At 67.9% G+C, this 25,024-nt stretch carries 25 protein-coding genes; 11 read left to right on the top strand and 14 right to left on the bottom strand.

Going from position 1 to position 25,024, the window contains the following annotated elements:
- Positions 1-120: 120 nt before the first annotated feature.
- Positions 121-1,971, bottom strand: a complete 1,851-nt coding sequence (locus NHN26_RS07770) for a bifunctional 2',3'-cyclic-nucleotide 2'-phosphodiesterase/3'-nucleotidase (RefSeq protein WP_253088966.1) — start codon at positions 1,969-1,971, stop codon at positions 121-123.
- A gap of 301 nt (positions 1,972-2,272) precedes the next feature.
- Between NHN26_RS07770 and nudC the strand changes: the two genes are divergently transcribed.
- A complete protein-coding gene (gene nudC, locus NHN26_RS07775) occupies positions 2,273-3,229 on the top strand; it encodes an NAD(+) diphosphatase (protein WP_253088925.1) in 957 nt (318 codons plus the stop codon).
- A 31-nt stretch (positions 3,230-3,260) separates the two neighbouring features.
- Positions 3,261-3,728 carry an SRPBCC family protein gene (locus tag NHN26_RS07780; protein WP_253088926.1) on the top strand — a complete coding sequence of 156 codons (468 nt, stop codon included), beginning with the start codon at positions 3,261-3,263 and terminating at the stop codon, positions 3,726-3,728.
- A gap of 16 nt (positions 3,729-3,744) precedes the next feature.
- Here NHN26_RS07780 and NHN26_RS07785 read toward each other — a convergent pair whose 3' ends face one another.
- Positions 3,745-4,578: a prephenate dehydratase gene (locus NHN26_RS07785; RefSeq protein WP_253088927.1), complete on the bottom strand. Its 834-nt coding sequence runs from the start codon at positions 4,576-4,578 to the stop codon at positions 3,745-3,747.
- Positions 4,579-4,688: 110 nt separating this feature from the next.
- Here NHN26_RS07785 and NHN26_RS07790 point away from each other — a divergent pair, with 110 nt between their 5' ends.
- A complete protein-coding gene (locus NHN26_RS07790; RefSeq protein ID WP_253088928.1) occupies positions 4,689-5,192 on the top strand; it encodes a c-type cytochrome in 504 nt (167 codons plus the stop codon).
- Between the two features lie 24 nt (positions 5,193-5,216).
- Here the strand turns inward: NHN26_RS07790 and NHN26_RS07795 are convergent, their stop codons facing one another.
- Entirely contained in the window at positions 5,217-5,981 is a 765-nt protein-coding gene (locus NHN26_RS07795; protein ID WP_253088929.1) for a DUF1013 domain-containing protein, read from the bottom strand.
- Positions 5,982-6,113: 132 nt separating this feature from the next.
- Here NHN26_RS07795 and NHN26_RS07800 point away from each other — a divergent pair, with 132 nt between their 5' ends.
- Complete coding sequence (locus NHN26_RS07800; protein WP_253088930.1) at positions 6,114-6,743, top strand: ribonuclease T2 family protein; 630 nt, start codon at positions 6,114-6,116, stop codon at positions 6,741-6,743.
- Between the two features lie 147 nt (positions 6,744-6,890).
- Here NHN26_RS07800 and NHN26_RS07805 read toward each other — a convergent pair whose 3' ends face one another.
- From NHN26_RS07805 to NHN26_RS07815, 3 genes are all read right to left on the bottom strand, one after another.
- Positions 6,891-7,538, bottom strand: coding sequence for a PEP-CTERM sorting domain-containing protein (locus NHN26_RS07805; RefSeq protein WP_253088931.1), 648 nt, complete (start codon positions 7,536-7,538; stop codon positions 6,891-6,893).
- A gap of 120 nt (positions 7,539-7,658) precedes the next feature.
- Positions 7,659-8,648: an NAD(P)H-quinone oxidoreductase gene (locus tag NHN26_RS07810; RefSeq protein ID WP_253088932.1), complete on the bottom strand. Its 990-nt coding sequence runs from the start codon at positions 8,646-8,648 to the stop codon at positions 7,659-7,661.
- Positions 8,649-8,650: 2 nt separating this feature from the next.
- Entirely contained in the window at positions 8,651-9,358 is a 708-nt protein-coding gene (locus NHN26_RS07815) for a COQ9 family protein (RefSeq protein WP_253088933.1), read from the bottom strand.
- Positions 9,359-9,470: 112 nt separating this feature from the next.
- On the opposite strand from NHN26_RS07815, the gene rpsU reads away from it, so the two are divergent.
- The gene (rpsU, locus tag NHN26_RS07820; protein WP_005614280.1) at positions 9,471-9,677 is read left to right on the top strand and encodes a 30S ribosomal protein S21; all 207 of its coding nucleotides are present in this window, start codon (positions 9,471-9,473) and stop codon (positions 9,675-9,677) included.
- A 200-nt stretch (positions 9,678-9,877) separates the two neighbouring features.
- Here the strand turns inward: rpsU and NHN26_RS07825 are convergent, their stop codons facing one another.
- Entirely contained in the window at positions 9,878-10,528 is a 651-nt protein-coding gene (locus tag NHN26_RS07825; protein WP_253088934.1) for a class II aldolase/adducin family protein, read from the bottom strand.
- 27 nt (positions 10,529-10,555) lie between these two features.
- Complete coding sequence (locus NHN26_RS07830; protein ID WP_253088935.1) at positions 10,556-11,014, bottom strand: Lrp/AsnC family transcriptional regulator; 459 nt, start codon at positions 11,012-11,014, stop codon at positions 10,556-10,558.
- Between the two features lie 137 nt (positions 11,015-11,151).
- Between NHN26_RS07830 and ald the strand changes: the two genes are divergently transcribed.
- Positions 11,152-12,270, top strand: a complete 1,119-nt coding sequence (ald, locus tag NHN26_RS07835) for an alanine dehydrogenase (protein ID WP_253088936.1) — start codon at positions 11,152-11,154, stop codon at positions 12,268-12,270.
- 39 nt (positions 12,271-12,309) lie between these two features.
- Here ald and mscL read toward each other — a convergent pair whose 3' ends face one another.
- Complete coding sequence (gene mscL, locus NHN26_RS07840; protein WP_253088937.1) at positions 12,310-12,705, bottom strand: large-conductance mechanosensitive channel protein MscL; 396 nt, start codon at positions 12,703-12,705, stop codon at positions 12,310-12,312.
- Positions 12,706-12,852: 147 nt separating this feature from the next.
- Here mscL and NHN26_RS07845 point away from each other — a divergent pair, with 147 nt between their 5' ends.
- Positions 12,853-13,554, top strand: a complete 702-nt coding sequence (locus tag NHN26_RS07845; RefSeq protein ID WP_253088967.1) for a glutathione S-transferase N-terminal domain-containing protein — start codon at positions 12,853-12,855, stop codon at positions 13,552-13,554.
- A gap of 157 nt (positions 13,555-13,711) precedes the next feature.
- Here NHN26_RS07845 and NHN26_RS07850 read toward each other — a convergent pair whose 3' ends face one another.
- The 4 genes from NHN26_RS07850 to NHN26_RS07865 form a co-directional block, all read right to left on the bottom strand.
- On the bottom strand, positions 13,712-14,161 hold the full coding sequence (locus tag NHN26_RS07850) for a YtoQ family protein (protein WP_132695493.1): 450 nt from the start codon (positions 14,159-14,161) through the stop codon (positions 13,712-13,714).
- 10 nt (positions 14,162-14,171) lie between these two features.
- A complete protein-coding gene (locus NHN26_RS07855; RefSeq protein WP_253088938.1) occupies positions 14,172-14,825 on the bottom strand; it encodes a phosphoribosyltransferase in 654 nt (217 codons plus the stop codon).
- A 26-nt stretch (positions 14,826-14,851) separates the two neighbouring features.
- A complete protein-coding gene (gene pheT, locus NHN26_RS07860; RefSeq protein WP_253088939.1) occupies positions 14,852-17,251 on the bottom strand; it encodes a phenylalanine--tRNA ligase subunit beta in 2,400 nt (799 codons plus the stop codon).
- An 85-nt stretch (positions 17,252-17,336) separates the two neighbouring features.
- Entirely contained in the window at positions 17,337-18,281 is a 945-nt protein-coding gene (locus NHN26_RS07865) for a LysR family transcriptional regulator (protein WP_253088940.1), read from the bottom strand.
- A gap of 126 nt (positions 18,282-18,407) precedes the next feature.
- Here NHN26_RS07865 and NHN26_RS07870 point away from each other — a divergent pair, with 126 nt between their 5' ends.
- Genes NHN26_RS07870 through NHN26_RS07885 form a run of 4 tightly spaced genes read left to right on the top strand, consistent with a single transcriptional unit; the run spans position 18,408 to position 23,361 of the window.
- Positions 18,408-19,829, top strand: coding sequence for a form I ribulose bisphosphate carboxylase large subunit (locus NHN26_RS07870; RefSeq protein ID WP_253088941.1), 1,422 nt, complete (start codon positions 18,408-18,410; stop codon positions 19,827-19,829).
- A 21-nt stretch (positions 19,830-19,850) separates the two neighbouring features.
- On the top strand, positions 19,851-20,207 hold the full coding sequence (locus NHN26_RS07875) for a ribulose bisphosphate carboxylase small subunit (RefSeq protein WP_132695484.1): 357 nt from the start codon (positions 19,851-19,853) through the stop codon (positions 20,205-20,207).
- Between the two features lie 55 nt (positions 20,208-20,262).
- Complete coding sequence (locus NHN26_RS07880; protein ID WP_253088942.1) at positions 20,263-21,066, top strand: CbbQ/NirQ/NorQ/GpvN family protein; 804 nt, start codon at positions 20,263-20,265, stop codon at positions 21,064-21,066.
- Positions 21,067-21,069: 3 nt separating this feature from the next.
- Positions 21,070-23,361: a nitric oxide reductase activation protein NorD gene (locus NHN26_RS07885; RefSeq protein WP_253088943.1), complete on the top strand. Its 2,292-nt coding sequence runs from the start codon at positions 21,070-21,072 to the stop codon at positions 23,359-23,361.
- A 71-nt stretch (positions 23,362-23,432) separates the two neighbouring features.
- Here the strand turns inward: NHN26_RS07885 and NHN26_RS07890 are convergent, their stop codons facing one another.
- Positions 23,433-24,881 carry a c-type cytochrome gene (locus tag NHN26_RS07890; protein WP_253088944.1) on the bottom strand — a complete coding sequence of 483 codons (1,449 nt, stop codon included), beginning with the start codon at positions 24,879-24,881 and terminating at the stop codon, positions 23,433-23,435.
- Between the last annotated feature and the right edge of the window lie 143 nt (positions 24,882-25,024).

Here is a 25,024-nt window from a genome sequence, read left to right on the forward strand (position 1 = left end):
TGACCCCTGCGGTAACACAGGGGCAGAACCGTGGCAATTTTCATTTCGGTGCAATTATTTCCGATCCGGGGCTGTTGTATTTCCAATACGCGAACACCCCCTTGCCGCCAGCAAACTCGCCTAAAGGGCGAGACGAAAACGGATGAAGCCGCCCGGTGCATCGCCTGCGGGTTCGAGTCTCAACGCGGTCATCTGGTCCAGATAGCGCATCGCCCGCGGGCCGGTGTCGAACAACACGGTCGTGCCGGGCAAGGGCGCGAGGCGCCAGTTGTTGTCGGCCGTCGGGTCGATGGTGCCCTGTTCGGCGATATAGCGCACCAGAACGTCGCGGTTGGTGTCCGGCGCCTCGAGGATGATGGTGTCGCCCCTGGCCCCCGGAAACTCGCCACCCCCGCCCGCGCGATAGCTGTTGGTCGCGATCACGAATTCCATGTCGTCGGTCACCGGACGCCCCTGCCAGGCAAGGTCCAGGATCCGCCAGGAATCGGGGGCGATCAGCTTGCCCTTGGCATCGAAACGCGGGGGCTGGCTGAGGTCGATCTGGTAGGTGACCCCGTCGATCACGTCGAAATGGTAGCTGGGGAAATCCGGGTTCAGCAGCATCTGGTTCCGTCCGCCCGGCTCGATCCGGTTGAACAGGCCCGCCGAGCGTTCCAGCCATCCGCGCAGATCGGCCCCGCTGATCCGCACCGCGCGCAGCCTGTTCGGGAACAGGTAGAGATCGGCCACATGCTTGATCGCGATCTCGCCCGCGGGGACGTCGGTATAGTGGTCCGGCCCCGCGCGACCGCCCGCCTTGAGCGGGGCCGCGGCCGACAGCAGCGGAACCCCCTCGTGCGGGGTGCCCTTCAGCATCTCGGCGACGTACCACATCTGCGCATTCGCGACGAGCTGCACCGAGGGATCGTCGGCCACCAGCGCGAAATAGCTGAACAGCGGCGCCGAGGTCCATCCCACCGCGCGACGGATGTAGCGCAAGGTGGCGCGGTGCTCCGTGGCGACGGCATCGAGCACGTTGCGCTCGCTTTCGACCAGCGGCGTCACCGTGCGATCGTCGTTGCGGCGCGAGATCGGGCGCAGCGTGCTTTCATGCCCGACAATCCGCCACCCGCCGTCGGCCCATTCCAGCAACAGGTCGATCACGCCCAGATGCGAGCCCCAGAACCCGCCCATCACCGCGGGCTTGCCATGGATCGTGCCCTTGTCGGCGTCCACGCCCGCGATCGTCTCGAAGCCGGGGCCGGGAAACAGCAGATGCTGATGGCCGGCCATGACCACGTCCAGACCCTCGACCGCGGCAAGCGGCACGGCCGCATTTTCCTGACCCGCGACATGGCCCGGCTCGCCGATGCCCGAATGGTTCAGCGCGATCACGATATCCGCGCCCTCGGCCTTCATCACCGGCACCCAGGCGCGGGCCGTCTCGACGATGTCGCGCACGACCACCTTGCCCTCCAGGTGGCGGCGGTCCCAGGTCATCACCTGGGGCGGGGTGAAGCCGATCACGCCCACGCGGATCGGATGCGCCATGCCCGCCCCGTCTGTCAGCATCCGTTCGAGCACGACAAAGGGCGCCACCAGCGTCGCGTCCTCGGTCGGCCGCGCGCCGAGCGAGCGCACGATATTGGCCGAGATCACCGGGAACTCGGCCCCCGCGATCGAGCGCATGGCGAAATCGAGCCCGTAGTTGAATTCGTGGTTGCCCAGTGTCGAGGCGTCGAAGCCGACCGCGTTCATCGCCTGGATGATCGGGTGCATGTCGCCGTCCTGCATGCCCCGTTCATAGGCGATGTAATCGCCCATCGGGTTGCCCTGCAGGAAATCGCCATTGTCGAACAGCATCGAATTCGTCGCCTCGGCGCGGATACCCGCGATATGGGCGGCGGTGCGCGCCAGGCCCACCGTGTCGACAGGCCGATCGGTATAGTAGTCGTAGGGATAGATATGGACGTGCAGATCCGTCGTCCCCATCAGGCGCAGATGGGCCTGCCGGGCCGTTGCCCGTCTGGAGAAGGAATGCGGCGCGCTCAACGTCTCTTCCCGCAGCGACGCCGGCCTGGATGGCCCGGCAGTTGAGGTTGTTTCCCGACCGTCCGACACGGGACGTCCCCGACGTGATCCGCCGACGAAGGACCGTTACGTCTTGTCGCCATCTGACACCACCTCCTTGGGGAGTTCAAGGGGTGGTCATACTATCGTATAGGGCGAGCACCCTTTCCTTGCCGGATCGGGCATGGCAAGCCGGGCGAAGGCCGGAACCGGGAGGCGGGAGATGCGTCTGGCAGAGCAGGTGACATTCGGGGGCGGCGGTCTGGACCGCGCCGCGGCACTGCGCATGGACGCCGCCGCGCTGGCCGGGCTGCGCGCCGCCCCGCAGGCGCGCGCATTGCCGCTGTGGCAGGGCAAGCCGCTGGTCGGCCCGGACGGTCTGGGCTGGATCGCGCCGGATCATCCGGTCCTTGGCGCGACGGGCGGAGAGACCGTCTTCCTGGGCCTGGCCGGGGGCGCCGCGCGCCTTGCGGTGGACCTGTCGGACTGGGTGCCGGCCGAGATGCCCGACACGCTGGGCGCGTTTCTCGACCCTTCGGAACAGCGCCATCCCGGCCTGCCCGAGACCCATGCCTTTACCGAGCTGCGGCGCGTGATGACCGGGCTGACGCCGCTTGATGCGGAACTGGCCGCCACGGCGCGGGCGGTGCTGGGCTGGCATGCCACGCACAGGTTCTGCGCCCGCTGCGGAGCCCAGAGCCGCGTCGTCCAGGCCGGCTGGCAGCGCGCCTGCCCGGCCTGCGGCGGCACCCATTTCCCGCGCACCGATCCCGTGGTCATCATGCTGATAACCCATGGCAATTCCGTGCTTCTGGGGCGCGGGCCGGGCTGGCCCGAGGGCATGTTCTCGCTGCTGGCCGGGTTCGTCGAGCCGGGCGAGACCGTCGAGGCCGCGGTGCGCCGCGAGGTGGCCGAGGAGGCCGGGATCGCGGTGGCCGAGGTCGGTTACCTGGCCAGCCAGCCCTGGCCCTTCCCCGCCTCGCTGATGATCGGCTGCCATGGCCGCGCCACCACCCGCGAGATCACGCTCGATCCCGTGGAACTGGAGGCGGCGCGCTGGGTCAGCCGCGAGGAATTGCTGGCATCCCTGGCGGGCGAGCGCGAGGACATCCTGCCCGCGCGCAAGGGCGCCATCGCGCATCACATCCTGCGATTGTGGCTTGCAGACCGGCTGGATTGACGCGACAACGAAACGGGGCTCCGGAGGTGCCATGAAGTTCTCGACGCGTGAGGATATCGGTCTTCCCATCGAGGAAGTCTTTGCCGTCATCACGGATTTCGAGCGGCTGGAACGGGCCGCGCTGCGCCGCGGCGCCGAGATCACGCGGCTGGACACGCTGGCGGCGCCGGGGCCGGGCATGACATGGGCGGGGCAGTTCACCTTTCGCGGCGCGCCCCGGTCGGTGCGCTCGGAACTGACCGGGTTCCTGCCGCCCGAGACCCTGGTCGTCCAGACCACCGTCAGCGGCCTGTCCAGCATCGGCACCGTCGATCTGGTTCGCCTGGCACCGGCTCAGACCCGCCTTGCGGTCGCCATCGACCTGCATCCCCAGACTATACAGGCACGGCTGCTGCTTCAGACGATACGGCTGGCCAAGACGCGCATGACAGAGCGGTTCAAGACTGGCATCGCGCGGCTCGCCCGCGACATCGAGGCGGGCCGCTTCCACCAGCTCTGACCCGCCCGCCGTCGCCCTAGTGGCGCTTGCGGTCCGCCGGGTAGACGCCGAGGATTTCCAGCTTGGTGGTGAAATAGTCCAGTTCCTCGAGCGCCAGCCTGACATTCGGATCCTCGGGATGGCCCTCGATATCGGCATAGAACTGGGTCGCGGTGAACGAGCCGTCGACCATGTAGCTTTCCAGCTTGGTCATGTTCACCCCGTTGGTGGCAAAGCCCCCCATCGCCTTGTAGAGCGCGGCCGGGATGTTGCGGACCTGGAAGACGAAGGTCGTCATCATCCCCAGATCGCCGCGCCGCGACCGGTCGGGCTCGCGCGCCATCAGCAGGAAGCGGGTGGTGTTCTTGTCGTGATCCTCGATATGGCGGGCGAGGATGTCCAGCCCGTAGATCTCGGCCGCCAGATCGCCGGCAAGGGCCGCCAGCGTGCGGTCCCCGGTCTGGGCGACATGCCGCGCGGAGCCGGCCGTATCCGCCGCGGTCACCCGGTGGATGCCATGGGCGCGCAGGAAGTCGCGACACTGGCCCAGAAGGACCGTGTGGCTCATCGCGTGGGTGATCCCGTCCAGCCGCGCGCCGGGCACGCCCAGAAGGTTGATATGCACCCGCACGAAGGCCTCGTCGACGATATGCAGCCCGGAATCGGGCAGGAGCTGGTGAATGTCGGCCACCCGCCCGTAGGTCGAGTTCTCGACCGGCAGCATCGCCAGATCCGCCGTGCCGCTTCGGGCCGCGTCGATCACGTCCTCGAAGGTGCGGCAGGGCACGGCCTCCATCTCGGGGCGGGCGTCATGGCAGGCCTGGTGCGAATAGGCGCCGGGCTCTCCCTGAAAGGCGATGCGTCGGGTCATGCGGCGGCCGCTCCTCGTTCGGTTCCGGGGGGTGTTCCGAGGGTTGATAAACCTTGCAATACGCAAGTTGAAGCGCTTAGGAAGGGATCGGGAAAAACGGGAAAATCGCGATGTTGGCCTTGATTGGCGTGCTGAAATCCGTGGCCGCACTGTGCCTTGCGCTGGCTATCTTCTATGTGATGAACCTGGCTGCGGGCGCGCTTTACACCCAACGGGGCCTCGAACAGCCCGCCTATGTCATCCTTGCCGACGACGCCCCCGCCGAGGCCGCTGCCGAAGCGCCCAGCTTCGAAGAGTTGCTGGCCAATGCCAGTGCCGCCAGTGGCGAGCGCCTGTTCCGCGAATGCCAGGCCTGCCACCGGGTCGAGGAAGGCGTTCACGGCGTCGGCCCCTCGCTTTACGGGGTCGTGGGCCGCGATGTGGCCAGTTTCGACGATTTCCGCTATTCCGCCGCGTTCTCGGCGATCGAGGGCGTCTGGACGCCGGAGCGGATCGACGCCCTGATCACCAATCCCCAGGGCTTTGCCCGCGGGACCGCGATGACCTATGCCGGGATGCGCCGGGCCAGCGACCGGGCGGATGTCATCGCCTATCTGCAAAGCCTCGGCATGTAGACCCCCGCGGAAGGCGGCGGGCGCTCAGCGCCCGTGCCCCTGGTCGGTCTCGTCGTCATCCTCGTCGTCGCTGTCGGGCAGGTTGAAGAAGCTGTCCGCGTCGGGCAGGTCCTTGTCCTCGTCCTCGTCGTCATGGCGTGTCAGCGAGAAGGTTTCCAGACCCGAGATCGCCGTGGGCAGGCGCGGCTCGGGTGCCATGTCGAGCGACTGCTCGGTCGAGACCAGCTTGCGCCGCTCGTCATCCGACATCAGCCCGCCTTCGGCGGACTTTTTCCTCGCCGCCTTGTGCACGGCGGCGTCCAGTTCGCTCTGCCGACACAGCCCCAGCGCCACCGGGTCGATCGGCTGGATGTTCGAGATGTTCCAGTGCGTGCGCTCGCGAATCGTCTGGATCGTCGGCTTGGTGGTGCCGACCAGCTTGGCGATCTGGCTGTCGGCCAGTTCGGGATGGAACTTGACCAGCCACAGGATCGCCGCCGGGCGGTCCTGCCGCTTGGACAGCGGCGTATAGCGCGGACCGCGGCGCTTTTCCTCGCCGACCGCGGCGGGGTTGAACTTGAGCCGCAGCTTGTAGAGCGGATCCTTCTCGCCCTTCTCGATCTCGACGGGGTCGAGCTGGTTGTTGGCGATCGGGTCAAATCCCTTGACGCCTGCGGCCACGTCGCCATCGGCAATCCCCTGAACCTCAAGCTCGTGCATGCCGCAGAAATCGGCGATCTGCTTGAATGTCAGCGTCGTGTTGTCTACCAGCCAGACAGCGGTGGCTTTTGCCATGATCGGCTTGTTCATGGGTTCAACTCCTCTCGAACAAACAACGGGCTCCCCAGCCGGGAAAACGGCTGCGCCGCTCTGGCGCCGATCCTCGTTTTCGGGGAGGTTGGGCGACTGTATAGTAGGCTGCGGGCCGGGAGAAAAGAGAAAATGCGCTGGCTTGTCCTGCTGATCCTGGCCGCAACCGTGACCCGCGCCGCGGGAGAGCAACCCGGAAAGTTCGACTATTACGTGTTGTCGCTGAGCTGGTCGCCGACATGGTGCGCGCTGGAAGGCGATGCGCGCGGCAGCCCGCAATGCGAGGCGGGGACGGACAGGGGATGGGTGCTGCACGGGCTCTGGCCGCAATATGAACGGGGCTGGCCGAGCTATTGCCCCTCGACCGAGCGCGGGCCGAGCCGCGCCCAGACCCGCGCGATGACCGATATCATGGGCAGCGCGGGGCTTGCCTGGCACCAGTGGAACAAGCATGGGCGCTGCACGGGACTGACACCCGGCGACTATTTCGACCTGTCCCGGCGGGCCTACATGTCGGTGAGCCTGCCCGAGGCGTTCCGCAAGCTGCCGGAGAATGTGCGCCTGCCCGCCGGCGTGGTCGAGGAGAGCTTTCTTCAGGCCAATCCGGCATGGCGGCCCGACATGCTGACGATCACCTGCAAGGAGGGCCGCATCCAGGAGGCGCGGCTTTGCCTGACGCGCGCCCTGAAGCCCCGGCTATGCGGCGCCGACGTGGTCGAGGATTGCAACCTGCGCGATGCGCTGATGGACCGGGTCCGGTAGACTGCGGCGGACATCGTCGGCCCCGCCCGGACCGGGGCGGGGCCTTCCGTCTGCCCTCACCTGTCCCGGCGCGCCTTCCCCCAAAGACGCCGGGTCCGGTATCGGGTGACGGATTCGCGGCGGCGGCAGGACATCTCCTGCCGCCGGTCAGGCGCTGCGGCGCGCGCCCACCGCCCCCATCAGCCCCAGCCCGGCCAGCAGCAGCATCACCGAGGCCGGCAGCGGCACCGGCGCGACCGTCACCAGGTTCTGGCTGGGCACGGGGCTCGCCTCGGACCGCAGGAAACTAAGCTGGTAGCCGCCCCCCCGCGCGTCGAGATCGAGAAACCCCTGCGCCGCGATGCGGACATTTTCGGGCGTCTGGTCGCGCAACGAGAACCGGCCCGCGCCAAGGCCGACATCGCCGCCGTCATAGATCAGTTCCCAGATCGCTAGCTGGAAGGCGGCCGAACTGACCGCATCCACCACCGCGTGGTAATGCTGGGTGAACAGCCGGTCGAGATTGGCCACGACCCCGGCGTCGAACAGGCCCGGATCGGGGGCGTAGGGCGTGGCGCTCTGGATCAGGACATGGGCGATGTCCACGCACCAGGCGGCGATCTGGTCTTCCGTGCCGAGGACATCGAAGGTGAACTCTCCGGCGTGCGCGCCCATCGACACGCCGTCGAAGCGGAAATAGGTATTCACCCCGCCCTTCTTCTGCCCGATATAGTCCAGTTCGATCGTCGCCGCAGGCGCTGCGGCCAGCGATCCGACAAGGGCCAGACAGGCCAGACCGGGAACGCTCATCTTCATCACCACCGAACCCCTTACCACACCGGCCGCACATCGCGGCCCCAGCGATCAGGGTAGTTCCGTGGCGGCAATATGGCCAGAAGCAGGCAGGAAACAGTCCGTTTCGCCGTCCTGCACGGGTCAGGCGACCTTCAGCACGATCTTTCCGACATGGGCGCTGGATTCCATGCGGGCATGGGCGGCGGCGGCCTCTTCCAGCGGGAATTCGCTGTCCATCACGGGCCGGACACGGCCCGCGGCGATCAGCGGCCAGACCTTGTCGCGCAACTCGTCGGCGATCCGTGCCTTGGCCAGATCGGATTGCGGGCGCAGGGTGGAACCCGTGATCGTCAGCCGCCGCATCATCACCTGGGCGAAGTTCAACTCGACCTTCGCCCCCTTGAGGAACGCTATCTGCACCAGCCGCCCGTCATCGGCCAAGGCCTTGACGTTCTTCGGCAGGTAGTCGCCCCCCACCATGTCGAGGATCAGGTCGGCGCCGCCCTCGGCGCGCAGGACCTCGGCGAAATCCTCCTCGCGGTAGTTGATCGCGCGCTCGGCGCCCAGCGCCACACAGACCGCGCATTTCTCGGCGCTTCCGGCGGTCGTGAAGACCCGCGCGCCGAAGACATGCGCCAACTGGATCGCGGTTGTCCCGATGCCCGACGACCCGCCATGGACCAGGAACCGTTCGCCCGCCTTGAGCCCGCCGCGCATGAAGACATTGGACCAGACGGTGAAGAAGGTTTCGGGCAGGCAGGCGGCCTGTTCCAGGTCCAGCCCCTCGGGCACGGGCAGGGCATGGGCGGCGGGGGTGACGACGTATTCCGCATAGCCCCCGCCCGGCAGCAGCGCGCAGACCCGATCGCCCACCGCGACACCCGCGACATCCGGGCCGATGGCCACCACCTCGCCCGCCCCTTCCAGACCGGGCAGGTCGGATGCCCAGGGCGGCGGCGCGTAAAGCCCCGCGCGTTGCAGCGCATCGGGCCGGTTGACGCCCGCATAGGCCAGCCGGATCAGGATCTCGCCCGCGCCGGGCACCGGCACCGGGCGGTCGGTCAGGCGCAGGACCTCGGGGCCGCCGGGTTCGGAAATCTCGACGGCGCGCATCGTGGCGGGAAGGGTCATGTTTACTCCGTGCGCGGCGACAGCCAGCCCGGCATGCGATGGCGCGGCCGGGCATGGGGGGGCCTGATCTGGCGGGCGATGAAATCGGGACCGATCAGGAAGGGCTTGAGCAGCGGGTTCTTGCGCGCCTGCGCCTTGGCCTTCTCGACCTGCATCACATTGCCGATGCGGCGGTCGAGAAATTCCCAGGTCGCCTGTTCTCCGGGCGTCTCGTCCCCCAGCCAGTAAAGCACGGTCGACCCGTAGACCGCGGCGAGCGAGGCGCGTTTCGTGTACCAGTTGACATCGTCCGAGACATCGCCCAGCGCCGTCCAGATCCGGTCGGCGGTGCCCCAGACCAGCCGCGAGCCTTCGGCGGCATGTTGCGGCAGGGCAAACAGCGTGGCGCCGCGGCGCACCAGTTCCTTGTCCTCGGCCGCCTCGATCCGGTAGCGGATCGCCAGCCCCACCTTGTCGCGGATACGCATCTCGGTCAGGTCGGTGCGGTGAAGATGCTGCACCATCAGGTCGTCGCCGCGCCGGTGGAACGCCGCGGCCAGATCGACGGCACCCCGCGGACAGGCGGCGCGGGCCATCTGCGGCTCGATTCCGGCATCCGAGATGGCGGCGCGAAAGGCGGCCTCGCTCCAGCCGTCGAAGGGCACATGCATCAGCGCCGCATCGAGAAGCTGATCCCTGATCTGTTCCATGCCGGTCGGCGTGTCGGTCATCGCTTGGCCTCCATGTTGCCGGGGCGGTCTATAGACAAGTTAGCGGTGCTTTGCTATAGGACCACCTCCTGCTGACGAAGGCAACTCTAACAAGGAAGGTGGTGACAACCACATGCAGGTAAGCGTTCGCGACAACAATGTCGATCAGGCACTTCGTGCGCTGAAGAAGAAGCTTCAGCGCGAGGGCGTGTTCCGGGAAATGAAGCTCAAGCAGCATTTCGAGAAACCGTCCGAGAAGAAGGCGCGCGAGAAGGCCGAGGCCATCCGCCGTGCCCGGAAGCTGGCGCGCAAGAAAGCCCAGCGCGAAGGGCTTCTGTAAGTCCCGACGACATGCGAACGGGGGCTTCGGCCCCGGTACGACGACCCCCGAGGCTCCGGCCCGGGGGTTTTTCGTTTCCGGGATTCCGGGCTGCGGCGGAAATCGGAATTCCATCGGACTTTCATCGGACCTTTTGTCAGACCCTTCGCCGGTCACGCGGCGGGGTCGAGCCGGGCAACGCCCCGGCCCAGGCCCCGGGTTCAGTCCTTGCCGCCCTGCCCGTAGCCCGCGCTGAACTGCGCGACCGCCTCGGCCAGTTGCGCATCCGACAGAAGCGGCGGATCGCCCAGTTGCAGCGCGCCGTGATACTGGCGGGCCAGCGCCTCGACCTCGATGGCGAGCCACATGGCGCGGTCCAGCGTCGCCTCGGCCGCGATCATGCCGTGATGGGCCATCAGGCAGGCCTTGCGCCCCTCCATCGCCTCGATCACGGCATCCGACAGCGCCTGCGTGCCGAAGGTTTCATAGCGCGCGCAGCGGATGGTGCCGCCGCCTGCCGCGGCGATCATGTAATGCACCGCGGGGATCTCCCTGTGCATGATCGCCAGCGTCGTGCAGTAGGGCGCATGCGCATGGACCACGGCGCCCAGATCGGGGCGGCGGGCCAGGATGTCGCGGTGAAAGCGCCATTCGGACGAGGGCTTGCGGTCCCCATGCGCCGTGCCGTCCATGTCGAGAAAGACGATATCCTCGGGCGTCATGTCCTCGTAGGGGATGGAACTGGGCGTGATGAGCAGCCCGTCATGGTGGCGCAGGCTGATATTGCCGGAACTGCCCTGGTTCAGCCCGACCGCGTTCATCCTGAGGCACGCGGCGACGATCGCCTTGCGCTTGTCCTTGTCCTTGCCCATCGCAGCCCCCATCCGGTTTGCCCCCCCCTATAGCGGCAGGGAGGTGGTCTTGAACACTGTCCTGAGCGCAAACGACGACTGCATCCGCGCCACGCCGGGCAGGCGGGTCAGGTGCTGGCGGTGGATGCGGGCGAAATCCTCGCTGTCCTCGGCGACGACCTTGAGCAGGTAATCCGCGCTGCCCGCCATCAGGTGGCATTCCAGCACGTCGGGCACCCGGCCGACGGCCTTTTCGAACGCCTCCAGCACCTCGTCGGCCTGACCCGAAAGCGTGATCTCGACAAAGACGGTGGTGGGGCGGTCGACCTTGCGCGGGTCCAGAAGGGCAACGTAATCGCGGATGAAGCCGTCGCGTTCCAGCCGGGCGACGCGGCGGTGACAGGCCGAGGGCGAGAGGTTCACCCGCTCGCTCAACTCGGCATTCGAGATGCGGCCCTCTTTCTGAAGCACCCGCAAGAGGCGCCGGTCGGTGTCGTCAAGCTGCATGCGCGTGAAAGATCCTTCGCGGTTTGCGGGCAATCTTGCACGGTTCTGCCGCGAAATCACGCGGGAAAGGGGGTGGATTTCGATGCATTCCCCCGCTGGCTGCGGCATTCTGGGCGCGGCAAGAGGGAGGACAGGCCATGCGTATCGGATGCCCGAGGGAGATCAAGCCGCAGGAATACCGCGTCGGGCTGACGCCCCATGCCGCGCGCGAGGCGGTGGCCCATGGCCATGAGGTGCTGGTGGAACAGGGCGCGGGGCTGGGCGCAGGCTTTGCGGATGCCGATTACAGGGCGGCCGGGGCGATGCTGGCGGAGACGGCCGAAGAGGTCTTTGCCCGCGCCGATCTGGTCGTGAAGGTCAAGGAACCGCAGGCGGGCGAACGCAGGCTGCTGCGCGCGGGGCAGGTTCTGTTCACCTATCTGCATCTTGCCCCCGATCCCGACCAGACCCGCGACCTGCTGGACAGCGGGGTGACCGCCATCGCCTATGAAACGGTGACCGATGCGGGCGGCGGGCTGCCGCTTCTGGCGCCGATGTCCGAGGTGGCGGGGCGGCTCGCGCCGCAGGTCGGCGCCTGGGCGCTGCAAAAGGCCAATGGCGGGCGCGGCGTGCTGATGGGCGGCGTGCCGGGGGTGGGTCCGGCCGAAGTGGTGGTGATCGGCGGCGGCGTGGTCGGAACCCATGCAGCAAGGATCGCGGCCGGGATGGGGGCCGAGGTGACGGTGCTGGACCGGTCGCTGGCGCGGCTGCGCTATCTCGACGATGCCTTCGGGCCGCTGATGCGCACGCGCTATTCCTCGGGCGGGGCGCTGGGGGAATTGCTGGAACGGGCCGACATGGTGGTGGGCGCGGTGCTGATCCCCGGCGCCGCGGCGCCGAAGCTGGTGTCCCGCGCCGATCTGGCCCGGATGAAACCCGGCGCGGTGCTGGTCGATGTGGCGATCGACCAGGGCGGCTGTTTCGAAACCTCGCACGCCACGACGCATCAGGCGCCGATCTACGAGGTGGACGGGGTCGTGCATTACTGCGTGGCCAACATGCCCGGCGCGGTGCCGCGCAGTTCGACCCTGGCGCTGGGCAATGCGACGATGCCCTTCCTGCTGGCGCTGGCGGACAAGGGCTGGCGGCGGGCCTGCGAGGAGGATCCGCACCTGCTGGCCGGGCTGAACGCCCATGCGGGGCATCTGACCTGCTATGGCGCGGGCAAGGCGCAGGGCATCGACGTGCTGTCGCCGCATCTGGCGCTGCGGCTCTGAGGCGGGGCCCCCGGACGGTGCCGGGCGCCCCGGCCGGGCTCAGCCGCGCGCCTTCAGCGCGTCGCGGATCTCGATCAGCAGCTCTTCCTGGCTGGGGCCGGGCGGCGGCGCGGCGGCGTTCTCGGCCTTGATCGCCATCTCCTTGACCCGGTTCACGCCCTTGACCAGCAGGAAGACGACCCAGGCGATGATCAGGAAATTGATCAGCGCGGTGATGAACTTGCCATAGGCGAAGACGCCCGCATTGTCGCCCTCGCCGACCCTGAGGGCGAGCCCCGAGAAATCGACGCCGCCGATGAACAGCCCGATGATCGGGTTGATCATGTCCTCGACCAGCGAGGTGACGATGGCGGTGAATGCCGCCCCGATGATGATGCCCACGGCCATGTCCATGACATTGCCCCGGGCGATGAAATCACGAAATTCCTTCAGCATGTGTGCTCCACCGGAAATGGTACATCCGTCCCTCTGCCGTCCTTTGCGCGACAGATGGAAAAGCGTAACACGCGCCCCGCCCGGCCCTGTTGCAATTTTTGCCCCGGACCCCGACAAGACCGGGGAATGACCGCGCCGGAGGACCCGATGACGACGCTTGCCGATTTTCCCGTGACCAAACGCTGGCCGCCCCGCGATCCGCGGGCGATCCAGCTTTATTCCTACCCCACGCCGAACGGGGTCAAGGTGTCGATCATGCTCGAGGAAACCGGCCTGCCCTATGACGCGCACCGGGTCGACATCAATGCGGGCGAGCAGATGACCGGGGCCTTCCTGTCGCTCAACCCCAACAACAAGATCCCCGCGATCATCGACCCCGAGGGGCCGGACGGCGCGCCCATGGCGCTGTTCGAAAGCGGGGCGATCCTGATCTACCTGGCCGAGAAGACCGGACAGTTCCTGCCGACCGCCCCGCGCGCCCGCCACGAGGTGCTGCAATGGCTGATGTTCCAGATGGGCGGCGTCGGGCCGATGTTCGGGCAGATGGGGTTCTTCGTCAGGTTCAAGGGCTCCGAGATCGAGGATCCGCGCCCGCGCGAGCGCTATGTGGCGGAAAGCCGGCGGCTGCTGACGGTGCTGGACAGGCGGATGGAGGGGCGCGCCTGGATCTGCGGCGACTATTCCATCGCCGATATCGCCCTCCTGCCCTGGCTGCGCAACCTGCTGGTCGGCTATGAGGCGGGCGACCTGGTCGGCTGGACCGACTTCGCCAACCTGCACGCCTGGCTCGACCGCTTCCTAGCCCGCCCGGCGGTGCAGCGCGGGCTGGTCCAGCCGCCGCGGGCGTGACGCATCCCCCCTGCCCCGACCGGCGGCGCTGCGGCACCCGCAGGATCTGGGTATTTTCACCAAGAAGAAGACCGAAGGCCCTTTTCTCCTTCTTCTGGCCGGAAATATCCCGGGGGGAGTCCGCAAGGACGGGGGGCAGCGCCCCCCTGCCCCGGCCTCAGCCCGGCAAGATGCCGGTCAGGACGTAGCGCAGGATCTGCACGACCTGTTCGGGATGCTCGGCCACTGCCAGGGCGGCGGCGTCCACCTCCTTGAGCGCGTGGGCGTGTTCGGGGCCGTGCAGCACGATCAGCGACTTGCCGAGCGCCGCGGCAAAGCCCGCATCGAAGGCAGCGTTCCACTGCCTGTATTGCTCGCCGAAGCGGACCACCACGATATCGGCATCCGCGATCCCCTTTCGGGTGCGGATCGCGTTGAGCCTGGCGCCCTTGTGGTCGTGCCAGACCTTCTTGTCCTCCGGCCCCAGGATCGCCACGCCGCAATCGTCGCTGGCGGCGTGATCGGTCACCGGGGCGTCGAAGACCACGTCCAGACCCGTCGCGCCCGCGACGATCCGCTCGCGCCAGTCGGTGTGGATTTCGCCCGAAAGATACACCCTCAACGTCATCCCTGCCCTCCTATCGCTGGTCCTCGGCCGCCCAGGCGGCGCGCAGCATCTGCACGACATCGTCATCCTCGACCTGGTCGAACTGCCTGTAATGGAAACCGACGGCGCGGAAGTCGCGCGGCGCCTCGAGGAAGAACAGCCGGTCGGTCATGCCGCGCATCTGCCAGATCGTTTCCTGCGGGCCGACGGGCACGGCAAGCCAGGTCTCGATCGGGCCGCGCTTGCGCAGCGCCTGCAGCACGGCGCGCATGGTCGCGCCGGTGGCGATGCCGTCATCGACCACGATCGCCGTGCGGCCGGCGATCTTCTGCGGCGGGCGGTCGCCCAGATAGAGCGCGCGGCGGGCGGCGATCTCGGCCAGCTTGCGCTCGACCTCGGGGGCGAAATCGGCGGGGGTGAGGCCGGTCATGGCCAGAACGTCGCTGTTGAACACCACCTCGCGGGCATTGCCGTCCACGACCGCGCCCGCGGCCAGTTCGGGATTGCCCGGCATGCCGATCTTGCGCACGAAGGCCAGGTCCAGCGGCGCGCCCAGCGCCCGGGCGATCGGCAGCGCGACCGGCACCCCGCCGCGCGGCAGGGCCAGCACCAGCGGGTTTTCGGGCGCGGCCTCGGCGAGTTTCTCGGCCAGGCGGTGCCCGGCCTCGGTGCGGTTCTCGAACATCGCGCGTGTCCCCCTGCCCTGTCGGTCTAGCCCCGCAGCGTGCCGCCGGTCGCCTTTTCGACCTTCTCGACGATCCTGCGGCTGACCGCCTCGATCTCGTCCTCGGTCAGCGTGCGGTCCACCGGTTGCAGCCGCACGGTGATGGCGAGCGATTTCCGGCCCGCGCCGAGGCTGCCGCCGATGAATTCGTCGAAGACGCGGACCTCCTCGATCAGGGCCTTGTCGGCGCCCGCGGCGGCGTTGACCACGTTCAGCGCCTCGACCCGGGCATCCAGCACGAAGGCGAAATCGCGTTCCACCGCCTGGAAGTCGGACACGCCCAGCGCGTCGCGCGTGGCGCCCGTCTTGCGCGGGAAGGGCGGTTCCTCAAGCCAGATCGCGAAGGCCATGGCCGGGCCCTTGACGTCCATCGCGCGCAGGACCCTGGGGTGCAGCTCGCCATAGACGGCCAGCACCTTCTTCGGGCCGAGGCAGATCATGCCATGCCGTCCCGGGTGCCACCAGCCCGGGGCGCCGCGCAGGATCTGCGCGCGGGCGGGCGCGCCGATGGCGGCCAGCACGGCCTCGCAATCGGCCTTGGCGTCGTAGATGTCGACCGGGCGGCGCGAGCCATGGGGGTCGCGCGGTCCGGCCTGGCCGACCAGCAGGCCGGTGGCCAGCAGGTGCTGGTCGCCCGGTTCGGCGCCGTGAAATGCGGGGCCGATCTCGAACAGCGCCAGATCGGCGAAGCCGCGGGCCTGGTTGCGGGCGGCGGCCTGCAACAGGCCGGGCAGCAGCGCGGGGCGCATATGGCTCATCTCGCTGGAGATCGGGTTCTCCAGCGCGGTGGCGTCATCGCCGCCGCCGAACAGCGCGGCCGAGGCCTGGTCGATGAAGGAATAGGTGACGCATTCGTTGTAGCCGAGCGCGGCACAGCTGCGCCGGGCGGCGGCTTCGCGTTTCTGCAGCGGCGTCAGGATGCCGCTGGGCACGCCGAGATGGCTGCGCGGCAGCGGCTTGCCCACCAGTTTCGTCAGCGAGGCGACGCGGGCGACTTCCTCGACCAGATCGGCCTCGCCCAGCACGTCGGGCCGCCAGGAGGGGACATGGGCCATGTCGCCCGCGAGCCGGAAGCCCAGCGCGCTCAGCGTGGCGCGCTGGTCCTCGGCCGGGATGTCCATGCCGACGAGGCGGGCCACGCGGTCGGTGTCCAGCCGATAGGCGCGGGCGGTGTCGGGGGCGGCGCCATCGGCCACCACCTCGGACGGCTCGCCGCCGCAAAGCTCAAGGATCATCCGGGTCGCGGCTTCGAGCCCGGGCAGGGTATGGGCCGGGTCCACGCCGCGTTCGAAACGGTAGCGGGCATCCGAATTGATGCGCAGCGCGCGGCCGGTGGCGGCGATGGTGATCGGGTCCCACCAGGCGCTTTCGAGGAAGACGTTCACCGTGGCCTCGGTCACGCCGGTATGGTCCCCGCCCATCACGCCCGCGATGCTTTCGGGGCCGGTCTCGTCGGAAATGACCATCATGCCGGGGGCGAAGACATAGTCCCTGTCGTCCAGCGCGGTCAGCGTCTCGCCACCCGCGGCCGGGTGGATGCGCAACCCGCCCCTGACGATATCGGCGTCGAAGACGTGCAACGGGCGGTTCTGGTCATAGGTGAAGAAGTTCGTGATATCGACCAGCGCCGAGATCGGGCGCAGGCCGATCGCCTTGAGCCGGTCCTGAAGCCATTGCGGGCTGGGGCCGTTCGTCACGCCGCGGATCAGGCGGCCGGTGAAATGCGGGCAGCCCTTGTCGCGGAGCGCGGGGTCGATGGTGACGGGGATCGGGCAGGGGAAGGTGCCCGGGACGGGGTCGACGGCCAGCGGTTTCAGCCGCCCGATGCCGCGGGCGGCAAGGTCGCGGGCGATGCCGTGGACGCCCAGCGCGTCGGGGCGGTTGGGGGTGATGGCGATCTCGATCACCGGATCGACGCGGGCGGGGTCGTTTGCCGCCAGCCAGTCGGTGAATTTCTGGCCGACCTCGCCCGAGGGCAGTTCGATGATGCCGTCATGTTCCTCGGACAGTTCCATCTCGCGTTCGGAACACATCATGCCGTGGCTTTCGACGCCGCGGATCCTGCCGACCTGGATGATCGTGTCGATGCCGGGAATGTAGGTGCCGGGATGGGCCACGACGACGGTGATGCCCTCGCGGGCATTGGGGGCGCCGCAGATGATCTGGGTCTCGCCCTGCCCGGTCGCGACCTGGCAGACGCGCAGGCGGTCGGCATCGGGGTGCTTCTCGGCCTTGAGCACCTTGCCGATGGTGAATTCCTCGAGCTTGACGGCCGGGTTCTCGACCCCTTCGACCTCGAGGCCGAGATCGGTCAGCGCGTGGAGGATGTCGTCGAGGGACGCCTCGGTCTCGAGGTGGTCCTTGAGCCAGGAGAGGGTGAATTTCATCGCTTTGGGGCCTGTCCAGGGTCGCCGGTTGGGCCTGTCTCTAGCCCAAAGGCCGGGGCGGGGAAAGGGGCTGGGCGCGCGGGGGTCAGGCGGTCGCCACCGCCGGCAGCGCGGGGGGCAGTTCGGGGCCGGCCTCGACCGCGGTGCGGGCATTGGCGACGAGGTGATCCATGAACGCCTCGGCCGCGACCGAAAGGTGCTTGCCGCGCGGATAGGCGACCTGCCATTGCCGCATCAGCGGGAAACCGGCAAGGTCCAGCACCTTGAGCACGCCGGTCTGCCCCTCCAGCGCGAGGGTGTCGCGCGACAGCATGGCAAGCCCCAGCCCGCCGATGACCGCCTGCTTGATCGCCTCGTTGCTGCCCAGTTCCATCCGCATCGGCAGCGTCAGCCCGCGCGCGCGGAAGAAGCGTTCGGCGGCAAGCCTTGTGCCCGAGCCCGGTTCGCGCAGGATGAAGGTTTCCAGCGCCACCCGTTCGGGGGCGATGTTGCGCTCGGCGACCAGCGGGTGATCGTAGCGGGCGACCGCGACGATGGGGTTGTCGGCAATCGCGGTGGCGATCACGTCCAGCCCGTCGGGCACGGAGCCCAGAACGCAGAGATCGTCCTCGCTGGCGGCGAGCCGTTCCAGCATGGCCTGGCGGTTGGTGACGGTCAGCGCGACCTCGATGCCGGGATTGCGGGTGCAGAAATCGCCCAGCAGCCGGGGCATGAAATATTGCGCGGTGGACACGATCGCGAGGCGCAGCCGCCCCTCGCGCAGACCGCGCATGTCGGCCAGCCGCATCTTCATCCGTTCCATCCCTTCGAGCGTCTCGCGCGCGCCCTCCAGCACGACGCGGCCCGCATCGGTCAGGAACATCCGCTTGCCCACCCGGTCGAGCAATACCATGCCAAGCCGGTCCTCCAGCTGGCGGACCTGGGCGAAGACGGCGGGCTGGGTCAGGTTCAGCTCCTCCGCGGCGCGGGTATAGCTTTCATGCCGGGCGACGGCCTGGAAGACGCGGAACTGGCGGATGGTGACGGGCATGGATCATAAGCTTTCGTCTATTATGGAAATAAGAACTATTCATTTTTCCATAGTGACACAAGCAGCCATAGTGCCCTCGACCCGACTCGGATCGGGGGGAGACGGATCATTCGCGGAGGAGGCACCATGTCTGCCAAGAAATACGATGCCGGTGTGAAGGACTACCGGTCCACCTATTGGGAACCCGATTACAAGGTGAAGGACAGCGACGTTCTGGCCGTGTTCAAGGTGATCCCGCAGCCCGGCGTGGACCGCGAGGAAGCCGCCGCGGCGGTCGCGGCCGAAAGCAGCACGGGGACCTGGACGACGGTCTGGACCGACCTTCTGACCGATCTGGACTATTACAAGGGCCGCGCCTACGCGATCGAGGACGTGCCCGGCAGCGATGACGCCTTCTATGCCTTCATCGCCTATCCGATGGACCTGTTCGAGGAAGGCTCGGTCGTCAACGTCTTCACCTCGATCGTGGGCAACGTGTTCGGCTTCAAGGCGGTGCGCTCGCTGCGCCTGGAAGACGTGCGCTTCCCGCTGTGGTTCGTGATGACCTGCTTCGGCCCGCCCCACGGCATCCAGGTCGAGCGCGACAAGCTGGACAAGTATGGCCGCCCGATGCTGGGCTGCACGATCAAGCCGAAACTGGGCCTGTCAGCCAAGAATTACGGCCGGGCCGTCTATGAATGCCTGCGCGGCGGTCTGGACTTCACCAAGGATGACGAGAACGTCAACAGCCAGCCCTTCATGCGCTGGCGCGACCGCTTCGATTTCTGCCAGGAAGCCATCGAGAAGGCCGAGATCGAGACCGGCGAGCGCAAGGGTCACTACATGAACGTGACCGCGCCGACCATGGAAGAGGTCTACAAGCGCGCCGAATACGCCAAGGAGATCGGCACGCCGATCATCATGTCGGACTACCTGACGCTGGGCTGGGCGGCGCATAACTCGCTGTCGAAATGGTGCCGGGACAACGGGCTGCTGCTGCACGTCCACCGCGCCATGCATGCGGTGATGGACCGCAACCCCAACCACGGCATCAACTTCCGCGTCCTGACGAAACTGCTGCGCCTGCTGGGCGGCGACCACCTGCATTCGGGCACGGTCGTCGGCAAGCTGGAAGGCGACCGCGAGGCGACGCTGGGCTGGATCGACCTGATGCGCGACCGCTACATCAAGGAAGACCGCTCGCGCGGGATCTTCTTCGATCAGGACTGGGGCGGGATGCCGGGGCTGTTCCCGGTGGCCTCGGGCGGGATCCATGTCTGGCACATGCCGGCGCTGGTCTCGATCTTCGGCAACGACTCGGTGCTGCAATTCGGCGGCGGCACGCTGGGCCACCCCTGGGGCAACGCGGCCGGGGCCGCGGCCAACCGCGTGGCGCTGGAAGCCTGCGTGCAGGCCCGCAACGAGGGCCGCGAGATCGAGAAGGAAGGCAAGGACATCCTGATCGCCGCCGCCCAGCACAGCCCCGAACTGAAGATCGCCATGGAGACGTGGAAAGAGATCAAGTTCGAGTTCGACACCGTGGACAAGCTGGACACCCAGCACCGCTGATCGCCCGAAGGGAGAGAGAGAATGAGCAAGGTTCAGGACTACAATTCGCGGCTGTCGGATCCCGCAAGCCGCAAGATGGGCACCTTTTCCTACCTGCCGCCGATGGATGACGCACAGATCCGCAAGCAGGTGGAATGGATCGTGAAGCATGGCTGGAACCCGGCCATCGAGCACACCGAGCCGGAATACGCGATGTCGAATTTCTGGTACATGTGGAAGCTGCCGATGTTCGGGGAAACCGATGTCGACGTGATCCTGGCCGAACTGAAGGCCTGCCACGAGGCGAACCCGGACAACCATGTCCGCCTGATCGGCTACAACAATTTCAGCCAGAGCCAGGGCGCCAACATGGTGGTCTATCGCGGCACGCCGGTCTGATGCACCCTTGCCCGCCGCGTGACCTGCGCGGCGGGCATCCCCCTGGGAGGCGAGTATGAAGGACATGATCGAACAGTACCGCGTGACGGCCGAACCCTATTACCGGCCCGTCGCAAACGAGGTCGAGATGTTCGAGGCGGCCTATGCCGCCAAGATGCCGGTGATGCTGAAGGGCCCCACGGGCTGCGGCAAGACCCGCTTTGTCGAGCACATGGCCTGGAAGCTGGGCAAGCCGCTGGTCACCGTCGCCTGCAACGAGGACATGACCGCCTCGGACATCGTGGGCCGGTTCCTGCTGGATGCCGATGGCACGCGCTGGCAGGACGGACCGCTGACCTTTGCCGCGCGGCACGGGGCGATCTGTTACCTGGACGAAATCGTCGAGGCGCGCCAGGACACGACCGTCGTGATCCACCCGCTGACCGACAACCGCCGCGTCCTTCCCCTTGAGAAGAAAGGGGAATTGCTGCGCGCGCATCCGGATTTCCACCTCGTCATCAGCTACAACCCGGGCTACCAGAGCCTGATGAAGGACCTGAAACAGTCCACCAAGCAACGCTTCGGCGCGCTGGATTTCAACTATCCCGCCCACGGGGTCGAGGTCGAGATCGTCGCCCATGAATCGGGTATCGAGGCGAAGGACGCCGACAAGCTGGTGTCGATCGCGGAACGCGCGCGCAACCTCAAGGGGCACGGGCTGGACGAAGGGATTTCCACGCGCATGCTGATCCATGCCGCCAGCCTGATGGCGCAGGGCATCCCGGCGGTGGCCGCCTGCCAGATGGCGCTGGTCCGCCCCATCACCGACGACCCCGACATGCGCGACGCGCTGGACGCGGCCGTCTCGACCTATTTCTAGGCCATGGCCACGCTCGCCGATTTCGCCGAGCTGACCGCCGAGCTGGACGAGGCCCAGCGCGCGATCCTCGACCAGTGCTGGCCCGACGCGATCCGGGTGCTGTCGCCGCGGGGGCTGGACAACTGGCTGAAGGGAGCGGTGGCGCTGGGCCATATGGGGCGCGGCGATCATATCGTGCGCACCTGGATCGAGGTGGTCCCCACGCTCGCCCGCGATCTGGGCGAGGACATCATCCCCGATTTCGCCCAGACCCTGCTGGGCTTTGCCTCGCGCACCTCCGGCGCGGTGATCGAGCGGGTGATCGCGACCGCGCCCGTCGCCTCGCGCCGGTTGTCGGACCCGGATCTGTTCCGCGCCTATCTGCAATTGCTGAACCAGTTGCTTGCCCAGGCGCCGCGCGGGTTGCGCCCGATGCTGGAGCATCTGGAGGATTTGCTGGATGTGCTGACCCTTGGCGGGTTGCGCCGCTGGGCGAATTGGGGCGCGCAGGCGCATCGCACGAATTTCGAGGAGCTGACGCGCTATTTCGGCCTTGAAAGCGCGGAATCGCAGGCCGTGCTGCAAAAGGAACGCAAGGGCACGCTGTTCGTCGATATCCACCGCCGGATCGGGATGTATCTGCGCGCACTCTGGGGCCGGGATTTCCTGATGCGCCCCACCGCGGGCGATTTCGAAAGCCGCGAGGGCGCGCGCCCCTTCATCGCGGACTGGTTCCTGCACCTGCCGGATGCCTATGACGACTGGAACGGAGTTGCGGGGCTCGACCTCTACCGCGCCGCGGCCGCGCATGCCGCGGCCCATGTGGTTGCGACAACGGCCGCGATCCAGGGCGACGGGCTGAACGCGCTGCAACAGGCCTGTATCGGGCTGATCGAGGATGCGCGGGTGGAAATGCTGGCCATCGCGCGCTTTCCGCGCCTGCGCGACCTGTGGCGGCGGTTCCACGTCCCCACGGATGACGGGTCGATGGGCGCGCAGTTCGACCGGATCGCGCTGGCGCTGCTGGACCCGGACTGGGCGACCGAGGATCCGGTGGCGGCCTGGGCGCGGGACGCGTTTGCGGCGGCCGACCTGTCGGATGCGCGGATCTCGCGCGATCTGGGGCTGGAACTTGCCCATCGGCTGCGCGAGCGGCCCTATTCGGCCTGGCGCGACGTGCAGGGCGCCCCCTATCGCGACGACAACCGCTATATCTGGGAATTCGAGGAGATCGACTGGGACAAGGGGCCGGGCGAGGCCCCGGAACAGGTCCGCAAATATGTCTCGCTGATGGAGATGGTGAACGAGGTCGAGGTCGAGACCGCGGGCGAGGATGCGCAGGAGATCTGGGTCGCCGAGAACGAACTGTTCGACGATGACGGCCTGTCCTTCAACGAGAAGGAAGGCAAGGAGCCCGTCGCGGCGCCGGTCTTCTATGACGAGTTCGACTACCAGATCCAGATGAACCGCCCGGCCTGGGCGACCGTGCTGGAAAAGCGCCCGCGGCTGGGCGACCCGGCGGAGATCGACGCGATCCTGACCGAGAACCGCAAGCTGACCCAGCGGATGCGGCATCTGCTGGACGCGATGCAGCCGCAGGGCGTGCAGCGCATCCGCAAGCTGGAGGATGGCGACGAGATCGACATCAATGCCGCGCTGACGGCGATGATCGACATCCGCATGGGCCGCCAGCCCGACCCGCGGGTGATGATGCGCTCGGTGCGGAAGGTGCGCGATATCGCGGTGATGACGCTGCTGGACCTGTCGGAATCGACCAATGATCCGGTGGCGGGGCAGGATCAGACCGTGCTGGACCTGACCCGGTCCGCGACCGTGCTGCTGGCCGAGGCCATTCACAAGGTGGGCGATGCCTTTGCGCTGCACGGGTTCTGTTCGGACGGGCGGCACAATGTCTTTTACCAGCGCTACAAGGATTTCGATCAGCCCTGGGGCGAGATGCCCAAGGCGCGGCTGGCGGGGATGCGGGGGCAGTTGTCGACCCGCATGGGCGCCGCGATCCGCCATGCGGGCGCGCATCTGAACCGGGTGGCGGCCAACAAGAAGCTGATGCTGGTCATCACCGACGGGGCGCCGGCCGATATCGACGCGCGCGATCCGCAATATCTGCGCCAGGACGCCCGCGCCGCGGTGCAGGAGGTGGCGCGGATGGGCGTGATCCCGTTCTGCCTGACGCTCGATCCGCGCGCGGACCAGTATGTGGCGCAGATCTTCGGGCAGCGGAACTATCTGGTGCTTGAGAATGTCGAGCGCCTGCCCGAGCGGCTGCCGATGCTTTACGCCGGTCTGACAAGATAAACCCCGCCCCGGCGCATGGCCGGGACGGGGCGTGTGTCCGGGTCGTCCCGGCCGCGTGGGCCGGGAGCGCGTTATTGCGCCAGCGTGGCGAGATAGGCGTAGACGTCGTAGGATTCCTGCTCGCGACGGACCTGGTGGGTCATCGAGCCGCGCGCGCGGGGGTCGTTGAGATATTCGCGCAGGAACGCGGTCGGGTTGGCCGCATAGATCACGAACTGGTCCTCGGTCCAGACGAGGCCCGCCTCGCCCGCCGCCGTCATCGAGGGCGAGTACTTGAAGCCCTCGACTGACCCGGCGTGACGGCCCGCGACGCCGTAGAGGTTCGGGCCAACCGCAAGGCCCCGGCCCGCCAGCATCTCGCCCGCAGGGTTGGTGACGGTGTGGCAGGTGGTGCACTGACGGAACGCCGCCTCGCCCGCGGCCGGGTCGCCGCTGAAGGCCACGGTCATCGCCGCGGGGGCTTCGTCGGCGGCTTCCTCGGTGGCTTCCTCGGCGGGCGCCTCTTCCGTGGCTTCTTCCGCGGCGTCCTCGGCGGGCGCCTCTTCCGCGACTTCCTCGGTCACTTCTTCGGCGGCTTCCTCGGCCGGGGCTTCTTCCGCGGCTTCCTCGGTCGCCTCTTCGGCGGGGGCTTCTTCCGCGGCGGCTTCCTCGGCGGATTCCTCGGCCGGGGCTTCTTCCGCGGCTTCCTCGGTCACCTCTTCGGCGGGCGCTTCCTCGGCGGCCTCTTCGGCCGGCGCCTCTTCGGCGGCCTCTTCAGTCACCTCTTCCGCCGCCGCTTCTTCCGCGGGGGCCTCTTCCGCTGCTTCCTCGGCGGCTTCTTCGGTGGCGTCCTCGGCGGGCGCTTCCTCGGCGGCCGCTTCGGTGACGTCCTCGGTCACCGCTTCCTCGGCGGCCTCTTCCACGGCCTCATCGGCCTGGGCCGCGACGATCGCGGCGGACTGGCCGGCCAGGGCGGCGGCGCGGGCGGCGAGGTCGGCATATTCGGCGGCAAGCGCCGAGGCCTGGTCGGCGAGCGTCTGCGCGGTGGCGACGGCTTGCGGCGTGTCGACCGCGGGGGCCTCGACGGCGGTATCCTCGGCGACCGCTTCGCCGGCAGCCTCTTCGGCAACCTCTTCCTCGGCCGCGGCGTCTTCGGCGGCGTCCTCGGTGGCCTCTTCGGCGGCGGCCTCTTCGGCGACGTCTTCGGCCGCGGCGTCTTCGGCGGCGTCCTCGGTGGCCTCTTCGGCGGCGGCCTCTTCGGCGACGTCTTCGGCCGCGGCCTCTTCGGTGGCCTCTTCCTCGGTGGCCTCTTCGGCGGCGGCTTCTTCGGCGACGTCCTCGACAGCCTCTTCGGCGGCGTCTTCCTCGGCCACGGCCTCTTCGGCCACGGCTTCTTCGGCGACCGTTTCCTCGGCCGCGACCTCGGCGGCGGGGGCCGGTTCGGGTTTCGGCGCGGAGCTGTAGTTCACGGCATAGAACGCCAGACCGATCGCCGGAGCGGCAACGATCAGCCGGATCAGGTTTTGAGTATTATTGGCCATCTTCCATCCTTTTTCTGTCCGCTGCCCCGGCGTGACGCATATGCCCCGTGGCAGGACATCCTCCTGAGGGTTCCGGCGGGAGCCCCAGTTACCTCCCGCGCCCGGCCATGAAGCATCCGCGCGCCCGAGGGATCGAGGCCCCT

The organism is Rhodovulum tesquicola, from assembly GCF_024128855.1.
Lineage (GTDB): Bacteria > Pseudomonadota > Alphaproteobacteria > Rhodobacterales > Rhodobacteraceae > Rhodovulum > Rhodovulum tesquicola.

Bases quoted from the DNA above. Each gene is read 5' to 3' on its own strand.
- NHN26_RS07770 (WP_253088966.1), bottom strand. From the start codon at position 1,971: ATGGGGACGACGGATCTGCACGTCCATATCTATCCCTACGACTACTAT.
- nudC (WP_253088925.1), top strand. From the start codon at position 2,273: ATGCGTCTGGCAGAGCAGGTGACATTCGGGGGCGGCGGTCTGGACCGC.
- NHN26_RS07780 (WP_253088926.1), top strand. From the start codon at position 3,261: ATGAAGTTCTCGACGCGTGAGGATATCGGTCTTCCCATCGAGGAAGTC.
- NHN26_RS07785 (WP_253088927.1), bottom strand. From the start codon at position 4,578: ATGACCCGACGCATCGCCTTTCAGGGAGAGCCCGGCGCCTATTCGCAC.
- NHN26_RS07790 (WP_253088928.1), top strand. From the start codon at position 4,689: ATGTTGGCCTTGATTGGCGTGCTGAAATCCGTGGCCGCACTGTGCCTT.
- NHN26_RS07795 (WP_253088929.1), bottom strand. From the start codon at position 5,981: ATGAACAAGCCGATCATGGCAAAAGCCACCGCTGTCTGGCTGGTAGAC.
- NHN26_RS07800 (WP_253088930.1), top strand. From the start codon at position 6,114: ATGCGCTGGCTTGTCCTGCTGATCCTGGCCGCAACCGTGACCCGCGCC.
- NHN26_RS07805 (WP_253088931.1), bottom strand. From the start codon at position 7,538: ATGAAGATGAGCGTTCCCGGTCTGGCCTGTCTGGCCCTTGTCGGATCG.
- NHN26_RS07810 (WP_253088932.1), bottom strand. From the start codon at position 8,648: ATGACCCTTCCCGCCACGATGCGCGCCGTCGAGATTTCCGAACCCGGC.
- NHN26_RS07815 (WP_253088933.1), bottom strand. From the start codon at position 9,358: ATGACCGACACGCCGACCGGCATGGAACAGATCAGGGATCAGCTTCTC.
- rpsU (WP_005614280.1), top strand. From the start codon at position 9,471: ATGCAGGTAAGCGTTCGCGACAACAATGTCGATCAGGCACTTCGTGCG.
- NHN26_RS07825 (WP_253088934.1), bottom strand. From the start codon at position 10,528: ATGGGCAAGGACAAGGACAAGCGCAAGGCGATCGTCGCCGCGTGCCTC.
- NHN26_RS07830 (WP_253088935.1), bottom strand. From the start codon at position 11,014: ATGCAGCTTGACGACACCGACCGGCGCCTCTTGCGGGTGCTTCAGAAA.
- ald (WP_253088936.1), top strand. From the start codon at position 11,152: ATGCGTATCGGATGCCCGAGGGAGATCAAGCCGCAGGAATACCGCGTC.
- mscL (WP_253088937.1), bottom strand. From the start codon at position 12,705: ATGCTGAAGGAATTTCGTGATTTCATCGCCCGGGGCAATGTCATGGAC.
- NHN26_RS07845 (WP_253088967.1), top strand. From the start codon at position 12,853: ATGACGACGCTTGCCGATTTTCCCGTGACCAAACGCTGGCCGCCCCGC.
- NHN26_RS07850 (WP_132695493.1), bottom strand. From the start codon at position 14,161: ATGACGTTGAGGGTGTATCTTTCGGGCGAAATCCACACCGACTGGCGC.
- NHN26_RS07855 (WP_253088938.1), bottom strand. From the start codon at position 14,825: ATGTTCGAGAACCGCACCGAGGCCGGGCACCGCCTGGCCGAGAAACTC.
- pheT (WP_253088939.1), bottom strand. From the start codon at position 17,251: ATGAAATTCACCCTCTCCTGGCTCAAGGACCACCTCGAGACCGAGGCG.
- NHN26_RS07865 (WP_253088940.1), bottom strand. From the start codon at position 18,281: ATGCCCGTCACCATCCGCCAGTTCCGCGTCTTCCAGGCCGTCGCCCGG.
- NHN26_RS07870 (WP_253088941.1), top strand. From the start codon at position 18,408: ATGTCTGCCAAGAAATACGATGCCGGTGTGAAGGACTACCGGTCCACC.
- NHN26_RS07875 (WP_132695484.1), top strand. From the start codon at position 19,851: ATGAGCAAGGTTCAGGACTACAATTCGCGGCTGTCGGATCCCGCAAGC.
- NHN26_RS07880 (WP_253088942.1), top strand. From the start codon at position 20,263: ATGAAGGACATGATCGAACAGTACCGCGTGACGGCCGAACCCTATTAC.
- NHN26_RS07885 (WP_253088943.1), top strand. From the start codon at position 21,070: ATGGCCACGCTCGCCGATTTCGCCGAGCTGACCGCCGAGCTGGACGAG.
- NHN26_RS07890 (WP_253088944.1), bottom strand. From the start codon at position 24,881: ATGGCCAATAATACTCAAAACCTGATCCGGCTGATCGTTGCCGCTCCG.